Annotated in this window: 15 protein-coding genes; 4 read left to right on the top strand and 11 right to left on the bottom strand. The window is 70.4% G+C overall.

Features of this window, described 5'->3' with window-relative positions:
- Window positions 1-1,432 precede the first annotated feature (1,432 nt).
- Complete coding sequence (locus DKT68_RS12615) at window positions 1,433-1,729, top strand: DUF1540 domain-containing protein (protein WP_109817607.1); 297 nt, start codon at window positions 1,433-1,435, stop codon at window positions 1,727-1,729.
- A gap of 19 nt (window positions 1,730-1,748) precedes the next feature.
- On the opposite strand, the gene DKT68_RS12610 is transcribed toward DKT68_RS12615, so the two are convergent.
- A complete protein-coding gene (locus tag DKT68_RS12610; protein ID WP_109817606.1) occupies window positions 1,749-3,755 on the bottom strand; it encodes a protein meaA in 2,007 nt (668 codons plus the stop codon).
- Window positions 3,756-3,906: 151 nt separating this feature from the next.
- Between DKT68_RS12610 and DKT68_RS12605 the strand changes: the two genes are divergently transcribed.
- The gene (locus DKT68_RS12605; RefSeq protein ID WP_109817605.1) at window positions 3,907-4,758 is read left to right on the top strand and encodes an ABC transporter ATP-binding protein; all 852 of its coding nucleotides are present in this window, start codon (window positions 3,907-3,909) and stop codon (window positions 4,756-4,758) included.
- Window positions 4,755-5,600 (top strand): ABC transporter permease, encoded by an 846-nt coding sequence (locus DKT68_RS12600; protein WP_109817604.1) that lies wholly within the window; start codon window positions 4,755-4,757, stop codon window positions 5,598-5,600. Before DKT68_RS12605 ends, DKT68_RS12600 begins: the two co-directional genes overlap by 4 nt.
- A 51-nt stretch (window positions 5,601-5,651) precedes the next feature.
- Here DKT68_RS12600 and DKT68_RS12595 read toward each other — a convergent pair whose 3' ends face one another.
- Together DKT68_RS12595 and murA are read right to left on the bottom strand one after the other, a co-directional pair.
- Entirely contained in the window at window positions 5,652-6,500 is an 849-nt protein-coding gene (locus tag DKT68_RS12595) for a 3-hydroxyacyl-CoA dehydrogenase family protein (protein WP_109817603.1), read from the bottom strand.
- A gap of 76 nt (window positions 6,501-6,576) precedes the next feature.
- A complete protein-coding gene (murA, locus tag DKT68_RS12590; RefSeq protein ID WP_109817602.1) occupies window positions 6,577-8,019 on the bottom strand; it encodes a UDP-N-acetylglucosamine 1-carboxyvinyltransferase in 1,443 nt (480 codons plus the stop codon).
- Between murA and DKT68_RS12585 the strand changes: the two genes are divergently transcribed.
- A complete protein-coding gene (locus DKT68_RS12585; protein ID WP_109817601.1) occupies window positions 8,018-8,590 on the top strand; it encodes a cob(I)yrinic acid a,c-diamide adenosyltransferase in 573 nt (190 codons plus the stop codon). The genes murA and DKT68_RS12585 overlap by 2 nt on opposite strands.
- A 245-nt stretch (window positions 8,591-8,835) precedes the next feature.
- Here the strand turns inward: DKT68_RS12585 and DKT68_RS12575 are convergent, their stop codons facing one another.
- The 8 genes from DKT68_RS12575 to DKT68_RS12540 form a co-directional block, all read right to left on the bottom strand.
- Window positions 8,836-9,291 carry a DUF2550 domain-containing protein gene (locus DKT68_RS12575; RefSeq protein ID WP_109817600.1) on the bottom strand — a complete coding sequence of 152 codons (456 nt, stop codon included), beginning with the start codon at window positions 9,289-9,291 and terminating at the stop codon, window positions 8,836-8,838.
- 12 nt (window positions 9,292-9,303) lie between these two features.
- Window positions 9,304-9,585 (bottom strand): F0F1 ATP synthase subunit epsilon, encoded by a 282-nt coding sequence (locus DKT68_RS12570; protein ID WP_109817599.1) that lies wholly within the window; start codon window positions 9,583-9,585, stop codon window positions 9,304-9,306.
- A gap of 89 nt (window positions 9,586-9,674) precedes the next feature.
- The gene (locus DKT68_RS12565) at window positions 9,675-10,817 is read right to left on the bottom strand and encodes an LCP family protein (RefSeq protein ID WP_109817598.1); all 1,143 of its coding nucleotides are present in this window, start codon (window positions 10,815-10,817) and stop codon (window positions 9,675-9,677) included.
- 221 nt (window positions 10,818-11,038) lie between these two features.
- On the bottom strand, window positions 11,039-12,475 hold the full coding sequence (gene atpD / locus DKT68_RS12560) for a F0F1 ATP synthase subunit beta (protein WP_109817597.1): 1,437 nt from the start codon (window positions 12,473-12,475) through the stop codon (window positions 11,039-11,041).
- Window positions 12,475-13,404 carry a F0F1 ATP synthase subunit gamma gene (locus tag DKT68_RS12555; protein ID WP_109817596.1) on the bottom strand — a complete coding sequence of 310 codons (930 nt, stop codon included), beginning with the start codon at window positions 13,402-13,404 and terminating at the stop codon, window positions 12,475-12,477. Before DKT68_RS12555 ends, atpD begins: the two co-directional genes overlap by 1 nt.
- A 4-nt stretch (window positions 13,405-13,408) precedes the next feature.
- On the bottom strand, window positions 13,409-15,061 hold the full coding sequence (gene atpA, locus DKT68_RS12550) for a F0F1 ATP synthase subunit alpha (RefSeq protein WP_109817595.1): 1,653 nt from the start codon (window positions 15,059-15,061) through the stop codon (window positions 13,409-13,411).
- Between the two features lie 117 nt (window positions 15,062-15,178).
- Window positions 15,179-16,000 (bottom strand): F0F1 ATP synthase subunit delta, encoded by an 822-nt coding sequence (locus tag DKT68_RS12545; RefSeq protein ID WP_109817594.1) that lies wholly within the window; start codon window positions 15,998-16,000, stop codon window positions 15,179-15,181.
- Entirely contained in the window at window positions 16,000-16,539 is a 540-nt protein-coding gene (locus DKT68_RS12540; RefSeq protein ID WP_109817593.1) for a F0F1 ATP synthase subunit B, read from the bottom strand. The genes DKT68_RS12545 and DKT68_RS12540 overlap by 1 nt, the downstream gene beginning before the upstream one ends.
- Window positions 16,540-16,563 lie beyond the last annotated feature (24 nt).

Genomic DNA, 16,563 nt, shown 5'->3' with positions numbered 1-16,563 from the left:
GAACAAAGGGGGGGGGAAAGTCTTTCGGCGGCCTACGGGCGGGGGCCTCGTGGCGCCGGGTCCATGTGTAACGACCGCCGGGCCCGGCTCATTCCGGGGGTGGCCCGTCCATCGGCACCCGGTCGAGCGGGCGCTCGTGCGGTCGATCAGGGATCTGCAACGACCCCCGGGCCGGGATCATTCCGGGATCGGCCCATCCATCAGCACCCGTCGAGCGGATGCTCGTGCAGTCGTTCGCGGAGTCTGCAACGACCGGGTGCGGCATCGCATTCCAGCCCTGGGGGCCGGGCGGCGAGGCAGTGGTCCTGCGATCGTCAGGCTATGTAACGACCCCGGGTCGGCCCCGATTCCGCCGCACGGGTGCAGCCGGTCACAGGCCAAGGACACCGATACCAGACACCGGTGACCGGTCACCGGTCAGCGATCACCGGACCGGTCACCGGGCAGCGCGCACCACGCACACGGCACCGGTCACCGGGCACACCGGGCACAGCGAGCGCCGGGCACCGGCCAGCGACAGCGGGCACCGGGCACCGGGCAGCGGCCAGCGGCCAGCGGCACCGGGACCGGGCAGCAACAGCGGCAGCGGCAGCGAATCAGGGCCTCAATACCGGACATACGAGGCCGGACCGCCCCCGTCCCGACGCGACACCAGCCGACTGGGCGGCGATCGACTCGGTATGCCTGAAAGCGGGGTATCCCCCGCCCGGGGACCCCGCGGGTCCACGGGACCGAGTCGATCACCGCAAGGAGGCGCTCCTGGGGCCGAGGTCGACAATCAGCTTGATACCTCACAGGCATATTTATGCCTCACAGGTATCGCGACAAGAACCGGAACATGCCCGGCACCTCGGAACCGGTCAGTCGGTGAGGCTGGGAGCAGACTGTTGCAGCGCAGCAGCCGGCACCGCTCGCGCTTCAGGCCACCGAGGCCGTCAACGCGGCGCAACGCTCTCGACGGACAGCGACCACCGACGGGGTGGGGCCCGCCGTGCCCGGCGCAGGGATCAAGCCTGACCGCCCGGAGCCGGGCACGGCGGGCCCCACCCCGCACGAACCCGGCACCCGATCACCGGCCACCACCCACGACGCCCACGACGCCCACGACGCAAACCCTAGTCAGCGCCCAGCAAGGCACCACGGCAGCAAGGCATTACGGCGGCAGGACGGCAAGGCAGCCACGGCAGCACGGCAGCGCAGGCGACACGGCAGCGCAGGCGACACGGCAGCACGCCTCGGGCGCGCCCCCAGACCTCGCCGGGAGCCCACGGCGGCACCACCACGGCACCACGGCAGCACGGCAGCACGGCAGCACGGCAGCACGGCAGCACGGCAGCGACCCCAACAAGCAGGCAACCCAGCACCGCGCATAGCGAGCATCAGCAAGCCGACAAAAGCCTACGATCGGGCAAGAGTCCTAGAGGAGGCCGGCATGACCGCAGCGATGGAGATGCCTCGGGTCCAGGAGTGCGTGGTCGTGGCCTGCGCGTACAACAACGGCGGCGACTGCCACGCCTTCGCGATCACGATCGGCAGCATGGATCACGCGCACTGCCACACCTTCGTCGAGTCGCCGGTGCGCGGTGGCGTGGACAGCCTGATCGCCCAGGTGGGCGCCTGCCAGCGCTCGGACTGCCGGCACAACGAGCAGTTGGAGTGCCACGCGCCGTCCATCAGGGTCGGCCCGGACAACGACATGGCCGACTGCATGACCTACGACGGTCGCTGACCCCCGCGCCCCAAGCCTGTCAGGGCAGGTCGTTGGCGCGGCGGATGACCGTCACCAGGTCGTCGATGATGCCCGTGAGGGCGAAGTCCTTCGGGGTGAACACGCGGGCCACCCCGGCCGCCCGCAGCGTGTCCGCGTCACCGGCGGGGATGATGCCGCCGACGACCACCGGCAGGTCCGCACGGCCGGCGGCGCGCAGCCCGTCGAGCACCGCCGGCACGGCGGCGAGGTGCGAGCCGGAGAGCACGGAGAGCCCGACGAGGTCGACGTCCTCCTCCACGGCGGCGGCCACGATCTGCCCGGCGGTCAGCCGGATGCCCTGGTAGACGACTTCGAAGCCGGCGTCACGGGCACGTACCGCGATCTGCTCGGCGCCGTTGGAGTGCCCGTCCAGGCCGGGCTTGCCGACCAGCAGCCGCAGCCGGCCACTGCCCAACTCGCGGGCGGTGGCGGTGACCCGCTCGCGGACGGCCGCGATGCCCGGGTCGCCTCCGCTCCCGGCACCGCCGGCCAACCCGGTGGGCGCCCGGTACTCGCCGAAGACCTGGCGCAGCGCGCCGGCCCACTCGCCGGTGGTCACCCCGGCCCGCACGCACTCGAGGGTGGCGGGCATCAGGTTCGCGGTGGTCGCGGCGTCCGCGCGGAGCCGGGCGAGCGCGGCGTCGACGGCCGCGCCGTCCCGGTCGGCCCGCCATCGGCGTACGCCATCCGCGGCGGCTGCCTCGACCGCCGGGTCGACCTGCTCGACGGCCTCCGCTCCGGCGGCGGTCAGTGGCGAGGGCTCCGTCTCGACGAACCGGTTGACCCCCACCACGACGTCGGCGCCGGACTCCATCCGACGGCGGCGCTCGGCCAGTGAGGCGACCAGCGCGCTCTTGAGGTAGCCGGTCTCCACGGCGGCGACCACGCCGCCCAGCTCCAGCACCTTGTCCAACTCGACGCGGGCGCCGGTGACGATCTCGTCGACCAGCGCGGTCATCACGTGCGAGCCGGCGAACAGGTCGGGGTATTCGAGCAGGTCCGACTCGTACGCCAGGACCTGCTGCATCCGCAGCGACCACTGCTGGTCCCAGGGGCGGGGCAGGCCGAGCGCCTCGTTCCAGGCGGGCAGCTGCACCGCGCGGGCCCGGGCGTCGCGCGACAGCGTCACGCCGAGCATCTCCAGCACGATGCGCTGGATGTTGTTCTCCGGCTGGGCCTCGGTCAGGCCGAGCGAGTTGACCTGCACGCCGTAACGGAACCGGCGCTGCTTCGCCTCGGTGACGCCGTACCGGTCGCGGGTGATCCTGTCCCACAGCACGCCGAACGCGCGCATCTTCGCGATCTCCTCGACGAAGCGCACCCCGGCGTTGACGAAGAACGAGATCCGCTGCACCACGTCGCCCATCCGCTCGGCGGGCACCTGGCCGGAGTCGCGGACCGCGTCGAGCACGGCGACCGCGGTGGCCAGCGCGAAGCCGACCTCCTGCACCGGAGTGGCACCGGCCTCCTGGAGGTGGTACGAGCAGATGTTCACCGGGTTCCAGCGCGGCATCTCGCGCAGCGTGTACGCCACCACGTCGGCGGTGAGCCGCAGCGACGCCGCCGGCGGGAAGATGTACGTCCCCCGGGACAGGTACTCCTTGATGATGTCGTTCTGGGTGGTGCCGGAGCAGCGGGCCAACTCGGCGTTCTGCTCCAGCCCCACCGTGCCGTACAGGGCGAGCAGCCACATCGCCGGGGCGTTGATGGTCATCGAGGTGTTCATGTCGGCCAGCGGGAGACCGTCGAAGAGCGCCCGCATGTCCCCGAGGTGGGCCACCGGCACGCCGACCCGGCCGACCTCACCGGAGGCCAGCTCGTGGTCGGGGTCGTACCCGGTCTGGGTCGGCAGGTCGAAGGCGACCGAGAGACCGGTCTGCCCCTTCGCCAGGTTGCGGCGGAAGAGGGCGTTGGTCGCGGCGGCCGAGGAGTGGCCGGCGTAGGTGCGCATCACCCACGGGCGGTCCCGCTCGGGCAACCGCCCCGAAGGTGCCTTCTCGTCCATGGCCGGAGTCTAAGTTACCGTTCAGTAAAACGGGTTGTGGAAAACCACACAGGTCCATGTCGCGGACGTCCGGGTGCGAAGCGCCCGCAGTGGCGCGGACCGCCACACCCCGAGCGTCGCACCGCCCCAGCCAGGACGCACACTGGACGACATGGATGACGAGCTGGCCATCTCCGTCCGGGGGCTGCGCAAGGCGTACGGCGACAACGTGGCCGTGGCGGGCGTGGACCTGGACGTCTACCGCGGCGAGGTGTTCGCCCTACTCGGCCCGAACGGCGCCGGCAAGACCACCACCGTGGAGATCCTGGAGGGCTACCGGCGCCGCGACGCCGGCGAGGTCACCGTGCTCGGCGCGGACCCGGCCCACCCCGACGCCGGCTGGCGGTCCCGGGTCGGCATCGTGCTCCAGGGCACCGGTGAGTTCGACGAGCTGACCGTGGCCGAGGTGATCCGGCACTTCTCCGGCTTCTACCCGGGCGCCGACGACCCCGACAAGGTGATCGAGCGGGTCGGGCTGGCCGGCAAGGCGAAGGCCCGCACGCACACCCTCTCCGGCGGGCAGAAGCGCCGCCTCGACGTGGCGCTGGGCATCATCGGCCGCCCCGAGCTGCTCTTCCTCGACGAGCCGACCACCGGCTTCGACCCCGAGGCCCGCCGCGAGTTCTGGGACCTGATCCGCGACCTCGCCGCGGCCGGCACCACCATCGTGCTGACCACCCACTACCTGGACGAGGCGGAGGCGCTGGCCGACCGGGTCGGCGTGATCGCCGGCGGCCGGCTGGTCGAGGTCGCCGCACCGAACCGGCTGGGCAACCGGCAGGAGGCCCTGGCCACGGTCTCCTGGCGTACCCCCGAAGGGGCGGTGGAGAGCGCGCAGAGCGCGGCGCCGACGGCGCTGGTGGCCGAGTTGGCCGCGCGCCACGGCGGCGAGGTCCCCGGGCTCACCGTGACCCGGCCGACCCTGGAGGACGTCTACCTCACGATGATCGGACACGCGCGATGACGACCACGACGAAGCCGGCGACGCCGGTCGCCGCGACCCCGGGCCGCCGGCCGGGCGCGGGTGCGCTGGCCCTGCGGCAGGGCCGACTGGAGATCACCCAGTTCCTGCGCAGCCGGGAGTCCGTGGTCTTCACGATGGGCTTCCCCATCATCATGATCCTGATCTTCGCGTCGATCTTCGACGGCACGATCGGTGGCGGGGTCACGTTCACCCAGTACTTCATCACCGGCATGATCGCGACCGGCCTGATGACGGTGAGCTTCCAGAACCTCGGCATCTGGATCCCCATCGAGCGGGACCGGGGCGTGCTCAAGCGCTACCGCGGCACGCCGATGCCGAAGTGGGTCTGGTTCGCCGGCAAGGTGATCATGGTGGTGGCGATCGGCATCGCCGAGACCGTGCTGCTGCTGGCGGTCGCGGTGGCGCTGTTCGACCTCGACCTGCCGGGCACCGCCGGCAAGTGGTTCACCTTCGGCTGGGTCTCCGTGCTCGGCGTTACGGCCTGCACCCTGTGCGGCATCGCCATCTCGTCGCTGGCCCGCACCGCCCGCAGCGGCTCCGCGGTGGTCACCCCGGTCGCCCTGGTGCTCCAGTTCATCTCCGGGGTGTTCTTCGTCTTCACCGACCTGCCCACCTGGATGCAGCAGGTGGCCGCGCTGTTCCCGCTCAAGTGGATGTGCCAGGGGCTGCGCGCGGTCTTCCTGCCGTCGAGCTTCGGCGCCCAGGAGCCGGGCGGCTCGTTCGAGCTGGGCCGGGTGGCGGTGGTGCTGATCCTCTGGTGCGTGATCGGCCTGGTGCTCTGCCTGACGACGTTCCGCTGGACGACGAAGCGCGACGGCTGACACGGAACGAGGGGGCGGGGGCCGTGCGCCCGCCCCCTCGTCATGTCCCGCTCAGTACGTGTAGAAGCCCTTGCCGGTCTTGCGGCCCAGGTCGCCGGCGGTGACCATGCGCTGGAGCAGCTCCGGCGGGAAGAACTTCTCGTCGGCGGTGTCGGTGTAGATGTTCTTCGAGGCGTGCAGCAGCACGTCCACGCCTGTCAGGTCGGTGGTGGCCAGCGGACCCATCGCGTGCCCGAAGCCCAGCCGGCAGGCGGTGTCCAGGTCCTCCGCCGACACCACGCCGGACTCGACGAGCTTGACCGCCTCCACCACGAGGGCGGAGATCAGCCGGGTGGTGACGAAGCCGGCGATGTCGCGGTTGACCACCACCACGGTCTTGCCGATCTCCTCGGCGAAGGCCCGCGCGGTGGCCAGGGTGGCGTCGCTGGTCTTGTAGCCGCGGACCAGCTCGCAGAGCTGCATCATCGGCACCGGCGAGAAGAAGTGGGTGCCGACGACCGCCTCGGGCCGCTCGGTGACGGCGGCGATCTGGGTGACGGGGATGGCCGAGGTGTTGGTGGCCAGCACCGCGTCGGACTTGCAGATCTTGTCCAGTGCGCGGAACACCTCGTGCTTGATCTCGAGGCGCTCGAAGACGGCCTCGACCACGATGTCGGCGTCCGCCGCCGCCTCCAGGTCGGTGGTCGGGGTGATCCGGGCGAGCGTCGCCTCGACGTCCGACGCCTCGATCCTGCCCTTCTCGGCGAACTTCTCCAGTGACTTCCGGATGCCGCCGAGGCCCCGCGTGGTGGCCGCGTCGTCCAGGTCGCGCAGCGTCACCTGCCAGCCCGCCTGCGCCGCCACCTGGGCGATGCCGGAGCCCATCAACCCGGCCCCGACGACCGCGAGTCGACCCGCCATCTGCTTCTCCCTCGCCTGTTTGAGTGCCTGCCTGCACCCTAGTCGGCGGGCCTGAACGACGGCTAAGGGAGTGCCCTCAGATCTCCAGCGCGGGTTCCTCCGGCGTGGTGCCCCGCTCGACGGCCACGCCGAGCGCGCGCAGGTCGGCCACGAAGTCCGGGTACCCCCGGTCGACGTGGTGGACGTGGGAGACCTCGGTGATCCCGTCCGCGCAGAGCCCGGCGATGATCAGCCCGGCCCCGGCACGGATGTCGGTGGCCCGCACCGGCGCCCCGGAGAGCCGGTCGCGGCCCCGGACCACCGCGTGGTGCCCGTCGGTCTTGATGTCCGCGCCGAGGCGCGCCATCTCGTTGGCGAACATGAACCGGCCGTCGAAGATGTTCTCGGTGATCAACGAGGCGCCGTCGCTGACCGCGGCCAGCCCGATCGCCATCGGCAGCAGGTCGGTGGCGAAACCGGGGTACGGCAGCGTCACCACGTCCACCGCCCGGGGCCGGTCGTCCATCCGCACGCGGAAGCCGTCCCCCCGGGTCTCGACCAGGCCGCCGGCCGCCACCACCTTGTCGAGGGCGACCTCCAGGAAGGCCGGGTCCAGCCCGGTCACCGTCACGTCGCCGCGGGTCATCGCCGCACCGAAGGCCCAGGTGCCGGCGACGATCCGGTCCCCCACCGTGGCGTGCCGTACCGGGCGCAGACCGGGTACGCCGGTGATGTGCAGGGTGGACGTGCCGGCGCCGGAGATCCGCGCGCCCATCTGGTTGAGCATGGTGCAGATGTCGACGATCTCCGGCTCCCGGGCGGCGTTGTCGATCATCGTGGTGCCCTCGGCGAGCACCGCCGCCATCACCAGGTTCTCGGTCGCGCCCACGCTCGGGAAGTCCAGCACGATGTCCGCGCCGCGCAGCCCGTGCGGAGCGGCCGCGATGACGAACCCGTGCTCACCGGAGATGTCCGCGCCCATCCGGGTCAGACCGGAGACGTGCATGTCCAGCCCGCGCGAGCCGATCGCGTCACCGCCCGGGTGGGCCACCCGCACGTACCCCCGGCGGGCCAGCAGCGGACCGAGCACGCAGATCGACGCGCGGAGCCGGCGGACCAGGTCGTAGTCCGCGTCCGCGCCCGGCTGCTCGGGCACGTCGATGGTCACCGAGCGCGATCGCGCCACCCCACCCCGGACGACCATCGGGTCGACCGGGTCGTCGGCGTCGAACCGCACGTCGCAGCCCAGCCGACGCAGCACCTCCCCCATGATCGCGATGTCGGTGATCCGCGGGACGTTGGTGATCACACTGCGGCCGGGCGCCAGCAGCGCGGCGGCCATCAGCTTCAACGCCGAGTTCTTGGCGCCCACCACGTGCACGGTGCCCGCCAGCCGCGCGTCACCGCGTACCCGGATGACATCGACGTCGTTGACCGCCGGATCGCCCGCGTCGCCGGGGCCCACCACCGCCGGCCAGCCGGCGGGGGTGTCGGGCCGGACCGGGATCGTCAGGTCCGGTATCCGTAGGCTGTGCGTCATGGCCGTCCACCTCACGCGCATCTACACCAAGGCCGGCGACGCCGGCATGACCAGGCTGAGCAACAACGAGCAGGTGCCGAAGACCGATCCGCGGATCGCCGCGTACGCGGACGTCGACGAGTGCAACGCGGCGATCGGCGTGGCCCTCGCCCTGGGCCAGCTCGACGAGGAACTGCGGGCCGTGCTGGCGTCGGTGCAGAACGACCTGTTCGACGTGGGCGCCGACCTGTCCACGCCGGTCGAGCCGGAGCCGAAGTACCCGCCGCTGCGGGTGACCGAGGAGTACGTCGAGCGCCTCGAGGGATGGTGCGACGAGTACAACGCACGCCTGAGCAAGCTCGACTCCTTCATCCTCCCCGGCGGCACCGCGGGCGCGGCGCTGCTGCACGTGGCGCGAACCACCGCCCGGCGCGCCGAACGGGCAGCGTGGGCCCTGGTCAGCCACGACCCGGAGCGGACCAGCACGCTCCCGGCAAAGTATCTCAACCGGCTCTCCGATCTGCTCTTTATCCTGTCAAGAACGGCAAATCCGGCGGGAGATGTGCTATGGGTGCCGGGCGGAAAGCGCTGACCGTCGGCGCGCTACACCACGTCGAGATCTGGGTTCCCGATCTGGGGGCCGCCACGCGTAGCTGGGGCTGGCTCCTCGGCGACAAGGCAGAACTGATCGCCACCCGGTAACGGCAGTTGGCGAAAAGGGCGCCTGAACGACGCACAGCGCCCCGGCAGGGTTTCCGGGGAGCCCGCCCGCGGAGGGATCAAGCCTGACCGCCCGGAGCGGGTGGGCTCCCCGGAAACCCCCCACGGTGAGGGGAATCAGGCAGCCGGCCAGTCCTGGGAGGCCATACGCGGCGAGACCGCCCCCGGAGGGGCGGCCTCGAGCCAGGAGAGGAAACCGGTCGCTGTCGACCGCGCCATGGCGATCTCCACCGGTGCGTGGTGACTGGTACAGCGGAGGATCACCCAGTCGGCCGGCATGGAGAGGCGTTCCTGGCCCTCCGGCAAGCGGCGGCGCTCCACCGCGAGGTCCTTCCGGGAGAGCACCCGCTTGGGTCGGAGCGCGAAGCTGAACATCCGGTACCAGCGCAGCTCGTCACCGGCGAACCGGCCGAAGCCCGGCGACCAGCCGCGGCCGTCGAGCATCGTGGAGACCCGGACGCTGAGCCGGATGATGCCACCGCTACGAGTGACCAGGGCCCGACGGACGAACAGGATGAGGAGCGCAGCGAGGATGACGGCGACGCCGATCCCGAATCCCTCGACGATCTCCATCCGCGGTACGGCTCAGCGACTCTGTGCGGAGACCGGGGTCGCGCTCTCGGCCAGCACGGTGACGCCGTCGGCGCTCACCGAGAGGAAGCCGCCGGCCACGTCGTAGGCGAGCTGCTCACCGCCGGCCAGCTTGATGCGGACCTGGCCGGGCTCGGCGAGCTGGCCGAGCAGCGGGGCGTGCCCCGGCAGGACGCCAAGCTCACCCTCGGTCGTCCGGGCGACGACCATCTCGGCCTCACCGGACCAGACCTTCTCCTCGACGGCGACGAGCTCGACGTGAAGCTGCTGTGCCACGCTGTCTCCTTGCTGCGGCGACGGATTGCCGAAAGTCTAGTCGTGACGCCGACGCGCCCCCAAGGCGGGTGGGGAGAGCCGCGCCACGGCTACTTGGCCTTGTTCTGGAACTCCGGGTGCTCCAAGAGGAACGGGTCCAGTTGTTCATTGTGCAGGGCGTCGAAGAAGTCCGGCACGCCGGACTGGAACTGCTCACCCTTGTACTTCGAACCCTCGAAGACCGGACCGCCGGGCAGCTTGATCATCTGGATGGTGTTGGGCCGGATGTTCTTCAGGGCGATGCCGAAGTCGACCACGCTGTTGCCCCGGCCGTTGAAGATCAGCGACTGCCCGGCGGCGCGGAGCACCTTGTCCAGCTTGAGCGGGTTGGCCACCACGTCGGCGCTGAACGCCTGGCCCACCATCGCCTTGACGAACTGCTGCTGGTGGCGCTGCCGGCCGTAGTCGGCGTCCGGGACACCGTTCTTCGGGTAGCGCTGCCGGACGTAGTCCAGCGCCTGCCACCCGCTGAGGTGGTGGGTGCCCTTCTTGTAGATCGCCTGGGGGCCGACGTAGCCCTCACCGCGCGTGTTGCCGGGCCGGGGCTTGCCGTCCGGCTGCTTGTGCTCCGACTTCACGTCGCGCTCGATGTACAGGTCGACGCCGCCCATCGCGTCGACGATCTTCTGGAAGCCGGTGAAGTTGATGATCGCTCCGCCGTCGAACCGCTTGATCCCGGTCACCTTCTGCACCGTGGTGGCCAGCAACTCGAAGCCGCGTGCCGCGTCGGGGTTCTCGCCCGGCACCCGACTGCCGAACGACATGGCGGCGTTGAGCTTGTCGGTGGTGCCGTTGAAGTTCGACTTGGGGAACGCCGGGATGTCGACGTAGAGGTCGCGGGGCAGCGAGAAGAGGTACGCCCGGTCCATCGAGGCCGGCACGTGCAGCACCATGACCGAGTCGGCCAGTGGCGCCGCCGTCGGCGTACGCGGGTCGATGCCGACCAGCAGGATGTTGAGCGGGCCCTTGATGTCGCTCTTCCTGGCCTGAGCCCCGGCCGCCTGGTCGCCGAAGAGGTCGGCCTTGCCGACCGCGCCCTCGTAGCGGGCCATCAGCACCTCGGTGCCGACCAGCACGGCCCCGCTGAGCATGGTCAGCACGGTGCCGAACACCGTGCAGATCCTGGCCCAGCGCGGCACGCCCCGCCAGATGGACGACTTGCGGCCACTCTTGCCGGCCTTACCCACGAGCATCTCCGTTCGTTACGCCCACGAGTAGGAGACGGGCGCACGCAGCCGAAAGGTTGCAGATATCAACGCTCGTGCAGATGAGCGCGCGGAACGACCGTATCTCGGGTGGTTCGCAACTGACGACCACGAGTAACGGACCGCGGCGATGATAGGACGCGAAGATGAACAAAAGACTGCCCCGGCATTGCCGGGGCAGTCTTTTTGTCGCGGAACCGATGGGGCTGTCAGCCCTTCATCAGCTCCTCAGCCTTGCGCTCCAGGTCCTCGAGGCCGCCGCACATGAAGAACGCCTGCTCGGGGAAGTGGTCGTACTCGCCCTCGCTGATCTTGCGGAACGCCTCGATGGTCTCCTTGATCGGGACCGTCGAGCCCGGCACGCCGGTGAACTGCTCCGCCGCGTAGGTGTTCTGCGACAGGAAGCGCTCGATCCGCCGGGCACGCTGCACGGTGATCTTGTCTTCCTCGGAGAGCTCCTCGATGCCGAGGATGGCGATGATGTCCTGCAGGTCGCGGTAGCGCTGCAGGATCCGCTTCACCTCGGTCGCGACCTGGAAGTGCTCCTGGCCGACGAACTCCGGGGCGAGGATCCGGGACGAGGACGCCAGCGGGTCCACGGCCGGGTAGATGCCCTTGTCGGAGATCGACCGCTCCAGGTTGGTGGTCGCGTCCAGGTGGGCGAACGTGGTGGCCGGGGCGGGGTCGGTGTAGTCGTCCGCCGGCACGTAGATCGCCTGCATCGACGTGATGGCCTGGCCCCGGACGGAGGTGATCCGCTCCTGGAGCTCGCCCATCTCGTCGGCCAGGGTCGGCTGGTAACCCACCGCGCTCGGCATACGGCCGAGCAGGGTGGAGACCTCCGAACCGGCCTGGGTGAAGCGGAAGATGTTGTCGATGAAGAGCAGCACCTCCTGCTTCTTCACGTCGCGGAAGTACTCGGCCATGGTCAGCGCGGAGAGCGCCACCCGCAGCCGGGTGCCCGGCGGCTCGTCCATCTGGCCGTAGACCAGCGCGGTCTTGTCGATGACGCCGGACTCGGTCATCTCGGCGATGAGGTCGTTGCCCTCACGGGTGCGCTCACCCACGCCGGCGAAGACCGAGGTGCCACCGAAGTTACGGGCCACACGGGTGATCATCTCCTGGATGAGCACCGTCTTGCCCACACCCGCGCCGCCGAACAGGCCGATCTTGCCGCCCTTGACGTACGGGGCGAGCAGGTCGATGACCTTGATGCCGGTCTCCAGCATCTCGGTCTTCGGCTCCAGGTCCGCGAAGGCCGGGGCCTTGCGGTGGATACCCCAGTGGTCGTCCGGGGTCAGGGTCTCGCCCTCTTTGAGGTTGAGCACCTCGCCGATCGCGTTGAACACGTGGCCCTTGACCGCGTCGCCCACCGGCACGGTGATTGGCTCGCCGCGGTCGCGCACCTCCGCGCCGCGGACGAGGCCGTCCGTCGGCTGCATCGAGATGGCACGGACCAGGTTGTCACCCAGGTGCTGGGCGACCTCCAGGGTCAGCGTCTTCTCACCGCCGGACAGGTTCACGTCGACGTTCAGGGCGTTGAACAGGGCCGGCATGGCGTCGCGCGGGAACTCGGCGTCGACGACCGGGCCGATGACCCGGACCACGCGACCCGTGGCCGTCTTGGTCTCTACTGGTGCAGTCATCACACTTCACTTCCCGACGCGGCAAGCGCGTTGGCGCCGCCGACGATCTCGCTGATCTCCTGGGTGATCCCGGCCTGGCGAGCCGAGTTCATCTCACGCGTGTACTTCTCGATCATGTCTTCGGCGTTGTCGGTGGCGCTCTTCATCGCCCGCCGCCGTGCCGCCGACTCACTCGCCGCCGACTCGATCAACGCCGCGTAGATCCGCGTGTTGATGTACCTCGGCAGCAGCGCGTCGAGCAGCGCCTCCGCCTCCGGCTCGAACTCGTACGCCGGCAGCAGCCCCTCGGAGCGCGGCCGGTCCTCCACCTGCATCGGCCCGATGATCTTGGCGACCGGGCTCTGCGTCATCAGCGAGTGGAACTCGGTGTAGACGATGTGCAGTTCGTCGACGCCCAGCACCCCGTCCGCACCGGCACCGCCGTCGGCGTCGTCCGCACCGGCCGTGAACGCCTTGATCAGCGTCTCACCCACCGTGCGGGCGTCCTCGAACGACGGCTGCTCGCTGAAGCCGGTCCAGTTCGCCTCGATGGGCCGGTCGCGGAACCGGTAGAACCCGACGCCCTTACGTCCGATGACGTAGAGCACCGGCTCCTTGCCGTCCGCCCGGAGCCGCGTGATGAGCGACTCCGCCGTCTTGATCGCGTTGGAGCTGTAGCCGCCGGCCAGGCCACGGTCGCTGGTGACCAGCAGGACGCCCGCCCGCCGCACCCGCTCGCGCGGGGTGAGCAGCGGGTGGTCGATCCGCGCGTTGGACGCCAGCGCCGTGAGCACGCCGGTGATGGCCTGGGCGTACGGCAGGGACGCCTGCACCCGGGCCTGGGCCTTGGCGATCCGGCTCGTCGCCACGAGCTCCATCGCCTTGGTGATCTTCTTCATCGACTTCGCCGAGCGGATCCGTTGACGAAGAACGCGTACCTGGGCCGCCATGGGATCAGCTCTCGGCCGGGCGGTCGGTCGCGCCGTCGCGGAAGCGGGTCACCGTCTCGCGGTTCTCCTCGCCCTCCAGCGGCGCGGCCGGCGCGTCGTTGACCCGACGCTCGTCGCCCTTGCCGAGGAAGACCTGCTTGAACTCGGTGATCGCCGCGTCCAGGGAGCCGACGATGTCGTCGCCCCACTGGTTGTCGGCGATCCCGGCCAGCACACCCGCGTGCTTGTGCCGCAGGTACTGGAGGAACTCCGTCTCGAAGCGCCGGATGTCACCCACCGGGATGTCGTCCAGCTTGCCCTCGGTGCCGGCCCAGACCGAGACGACCTCTTCCTGCACCGGGTACGGCGAGTAGTTCGGCTGCTTGAGCAGCTCGACCAGCCGGACACCGCGGTCCAGCTGGGCCCGGGAGGCCTTGTCCAGGTCGGAGGCAAAGGCGGCGAACGCCTCCAGCTCGCGGTACTGGGCCAGGTTGAGGCGCAGCGAGCCGGCAACCTTGCGCATCGGCTTCACCTGCGCGGCGCCGCCGACCCGGGAGACCGAGGTGCCGACGTTGATCGCCGGACGGACGCCCTGGTTGAACAGGTCGGTCTCCAGGAAGATCTGGCCGTCGGTGATCGAGATGACGTTGGTCGGGATGAAGGCCGAGATGTCGTTGGCCTTCGTCTCGATGATCGGCAGACCGGTCATCGAGCCGCCACCCAGCTCGTCGGAGAGCTTCGCGCAGCGCTCCAGCAGGCGGGAGTGCAGGTAGAAGACGTCACCCGGGTACGCCTCGCGGCCCGGCGGGCGGCGCAGCAGCAGCGACACGGCCCGGTACGCCTCGGCCTGCTTGCTCAGGTCGTCGAAGACGATCAGGACGTGCTTGCCGCCGTACATCCAGTGCTGCCCGATGGACGAGCCGGTGTAGGGGGCGATGTACTTGAAGCCGGCCGGGTCCGACGCCGGGGAGGCGACGATGGTCGTGTACTCCATCGCGCCCGCCTCCTCCAGCTGGCCCTTGATGGAGGCGATCGTGGAGGCCTTCTGGCCGATGGCGACGTAGATGCAGCGAACCTGCTTCTTCGGGTCGCCGGTGCGCCAGTTGTCCCGCTGGTTGAGGATGGCGTCCAGGGCGACCGTGGTCTTGCCGGTCTTCCGGTCACCGATGATCAGCTGCCGCTGGCCCCGGCCGATCGGCGTCATGGCGTCGATCGCCTTGATGCCGGTCTGCAGCGGCTCGAACACCGACTGCCGGGCCATCACGTTCGGAGCCTGCAGCTCCAGCTCGCGGTAGCCCTCGTCGGCGATGTCGCCGAGGCCGTCGATCGGCTGGCCGAGCGCGTTGACCACGCGGCCGAGGAAGGCGTCGCCGACCGGCACGGAGAGCACCCGGTCGGTGCGCTTGACGCGCTGCCCCTCCTCCAGCTTGGAGGAGTCACCGAGAACGACGACACCGATCTCCCGGACGTCGAGGTTCAGCGCCACGCCGAGCGTGCCGTCCTCGAACTCCAGGAGCTCGTTGGTCTTGGTCGAGGGCAGGCCCTCGACGTGGGCGATGCCGTCACCGGTGTCGGCGACGGTGCCGACCTCCTCGCGGGAGACGTCGGTCGAGTAGGAGGAGACGTAGCGCTCCAGGGCGCCGCGGATCTCCTCCGTCGAGATGGTCAGCTCGGCCATCCTCTGCTTCCTTAAAATTCAGGGGCCCGGGATACCTAGTACCGACCGGTCCGAATGGCGTCTGTCATTCCGGGCGCTGCGCGGCGAAGCCGCCCCACCGCTGGGCGGCGGAGCCGCTCAGCGCTTCGCGAGCGCGTTGCGGGTCTCGTTGAGGCGGCGCAGGATGGTGCCGTCGTACAGGTCGGAACCGACCCGAACGCTCACGCCACCCAGGACGTGGGGGTCGACCGTCTGCTTGACGGAGACCTCTCGACCGTATATCGCGGCGAGGCTCGCGCCCAGGCGCTGCTCCTCCTCGTCACTCAACGGGGCCGCCACGGTGACGTACGCCACCTGACGGTCCCGCCGTTCGGCGGCGAGTTCCACGAGCCGGGTGAGCGATCCGGCGAAGGAGCGCCCTCCGAAGCCGGCCAGCGCCACCTCGATGAGGCGAACGGTCGCCAGGCGAGTCTTGCCGGCCAGCAGTTCGCCGACCAGGACGCCCCGCTGGTCCACCGGGCTCGCCGAGTTGGACAGCACCGCGGCGAGCGCGGGCTCGCCGGCGACGACCTGCCCGAAACGGAACAGCTCGTCCTCGACCTCGCCCAGGTCGCCGGCCGCGTCGACGCTGGCCAGCACGGCCTCCACGCCGAGCCGCTCGACGCCGTCGAGCAGCTCGGTCGGCGTCGACCAGCGGCCGGAGACCACCGTGGCGAGCAGGTCGATCGCCCCGTCGCCGATCTTGCCGCGCAGCATTCCGCCGAGCAGTTCGGCGCGGTCCGCGCCGGTCCGCGCCGGGTCCGAGAGCGCCCGGCGCAACCGCGGCTCCCGCCGCAGCAGCCCGGCGACGGCGAGCAGATCGTTCGCCGCGTGGGCCACCGCGACCGGGTCGGTGTCGCGGACGTACGCGTCGAGGCGCTCGGCCGCGATCTTGTACGACTCCCGGCTGGCGGCCTGCATCAGCGGGCCCCCGTGCTCTCGAGACCGCTCAGGAACCGGTCCACGGTGCCCTTGCGCCGTGCCTCGTCGGCCAACGACTCACCAACGATCTTGCTGGCCAGGTCGACCGCGATCGCGCCAACCTCGGAGCGCAGCTCGCGCACGATGGTGGCCCGCTCGGCGGCGAGCTGGTCCTTGCCGGCCGCGATGATCCGGTCGGACTCTTCCCGCGCCTTGGCGAGGACGTCCTGCCGGATCCCCTCGGCGTCGGCCCGGGCGTCGTCGCGGATCTTCGCGGCGTCGGTCCGGGCCTCGGCGAGCTGGGCACGGTACTGCTCGAGCAGCTGGTTCGCCTCGGCCTGGGCGGCCTCGGCGCGCTTGATGCCGCCCTCGATCGCGTCGACCCGAGCCTGGAACGTCTGCTCCATGCGGGGAAAGACGAACTTCATCAGCACGAAGCAGAGCACGGCGAAGGCGACCGAACCGACCACGATCTCCTGCCAGAGCGGGATGATCGGGTTGTGGGTCGACTCACCACCCTCAGCGGCGAGGAAGTACATGGTTACCTCCCGGTCTAAGGGCGG

It is taken from the genome of Micromonospora acroterricola (assembly GCF_003172955.1).
Lineage (GTDB): Bacteria > Actinomycetota > Actinomycetes > Mycobacteriales > Micromonosporaceae > Micromonospora > Micromonospora acroterricola.
Note: the sequence above shows the minus strand (reverse complement) of the source record. Positions and strands in the feature narration are given on the sequence as shown.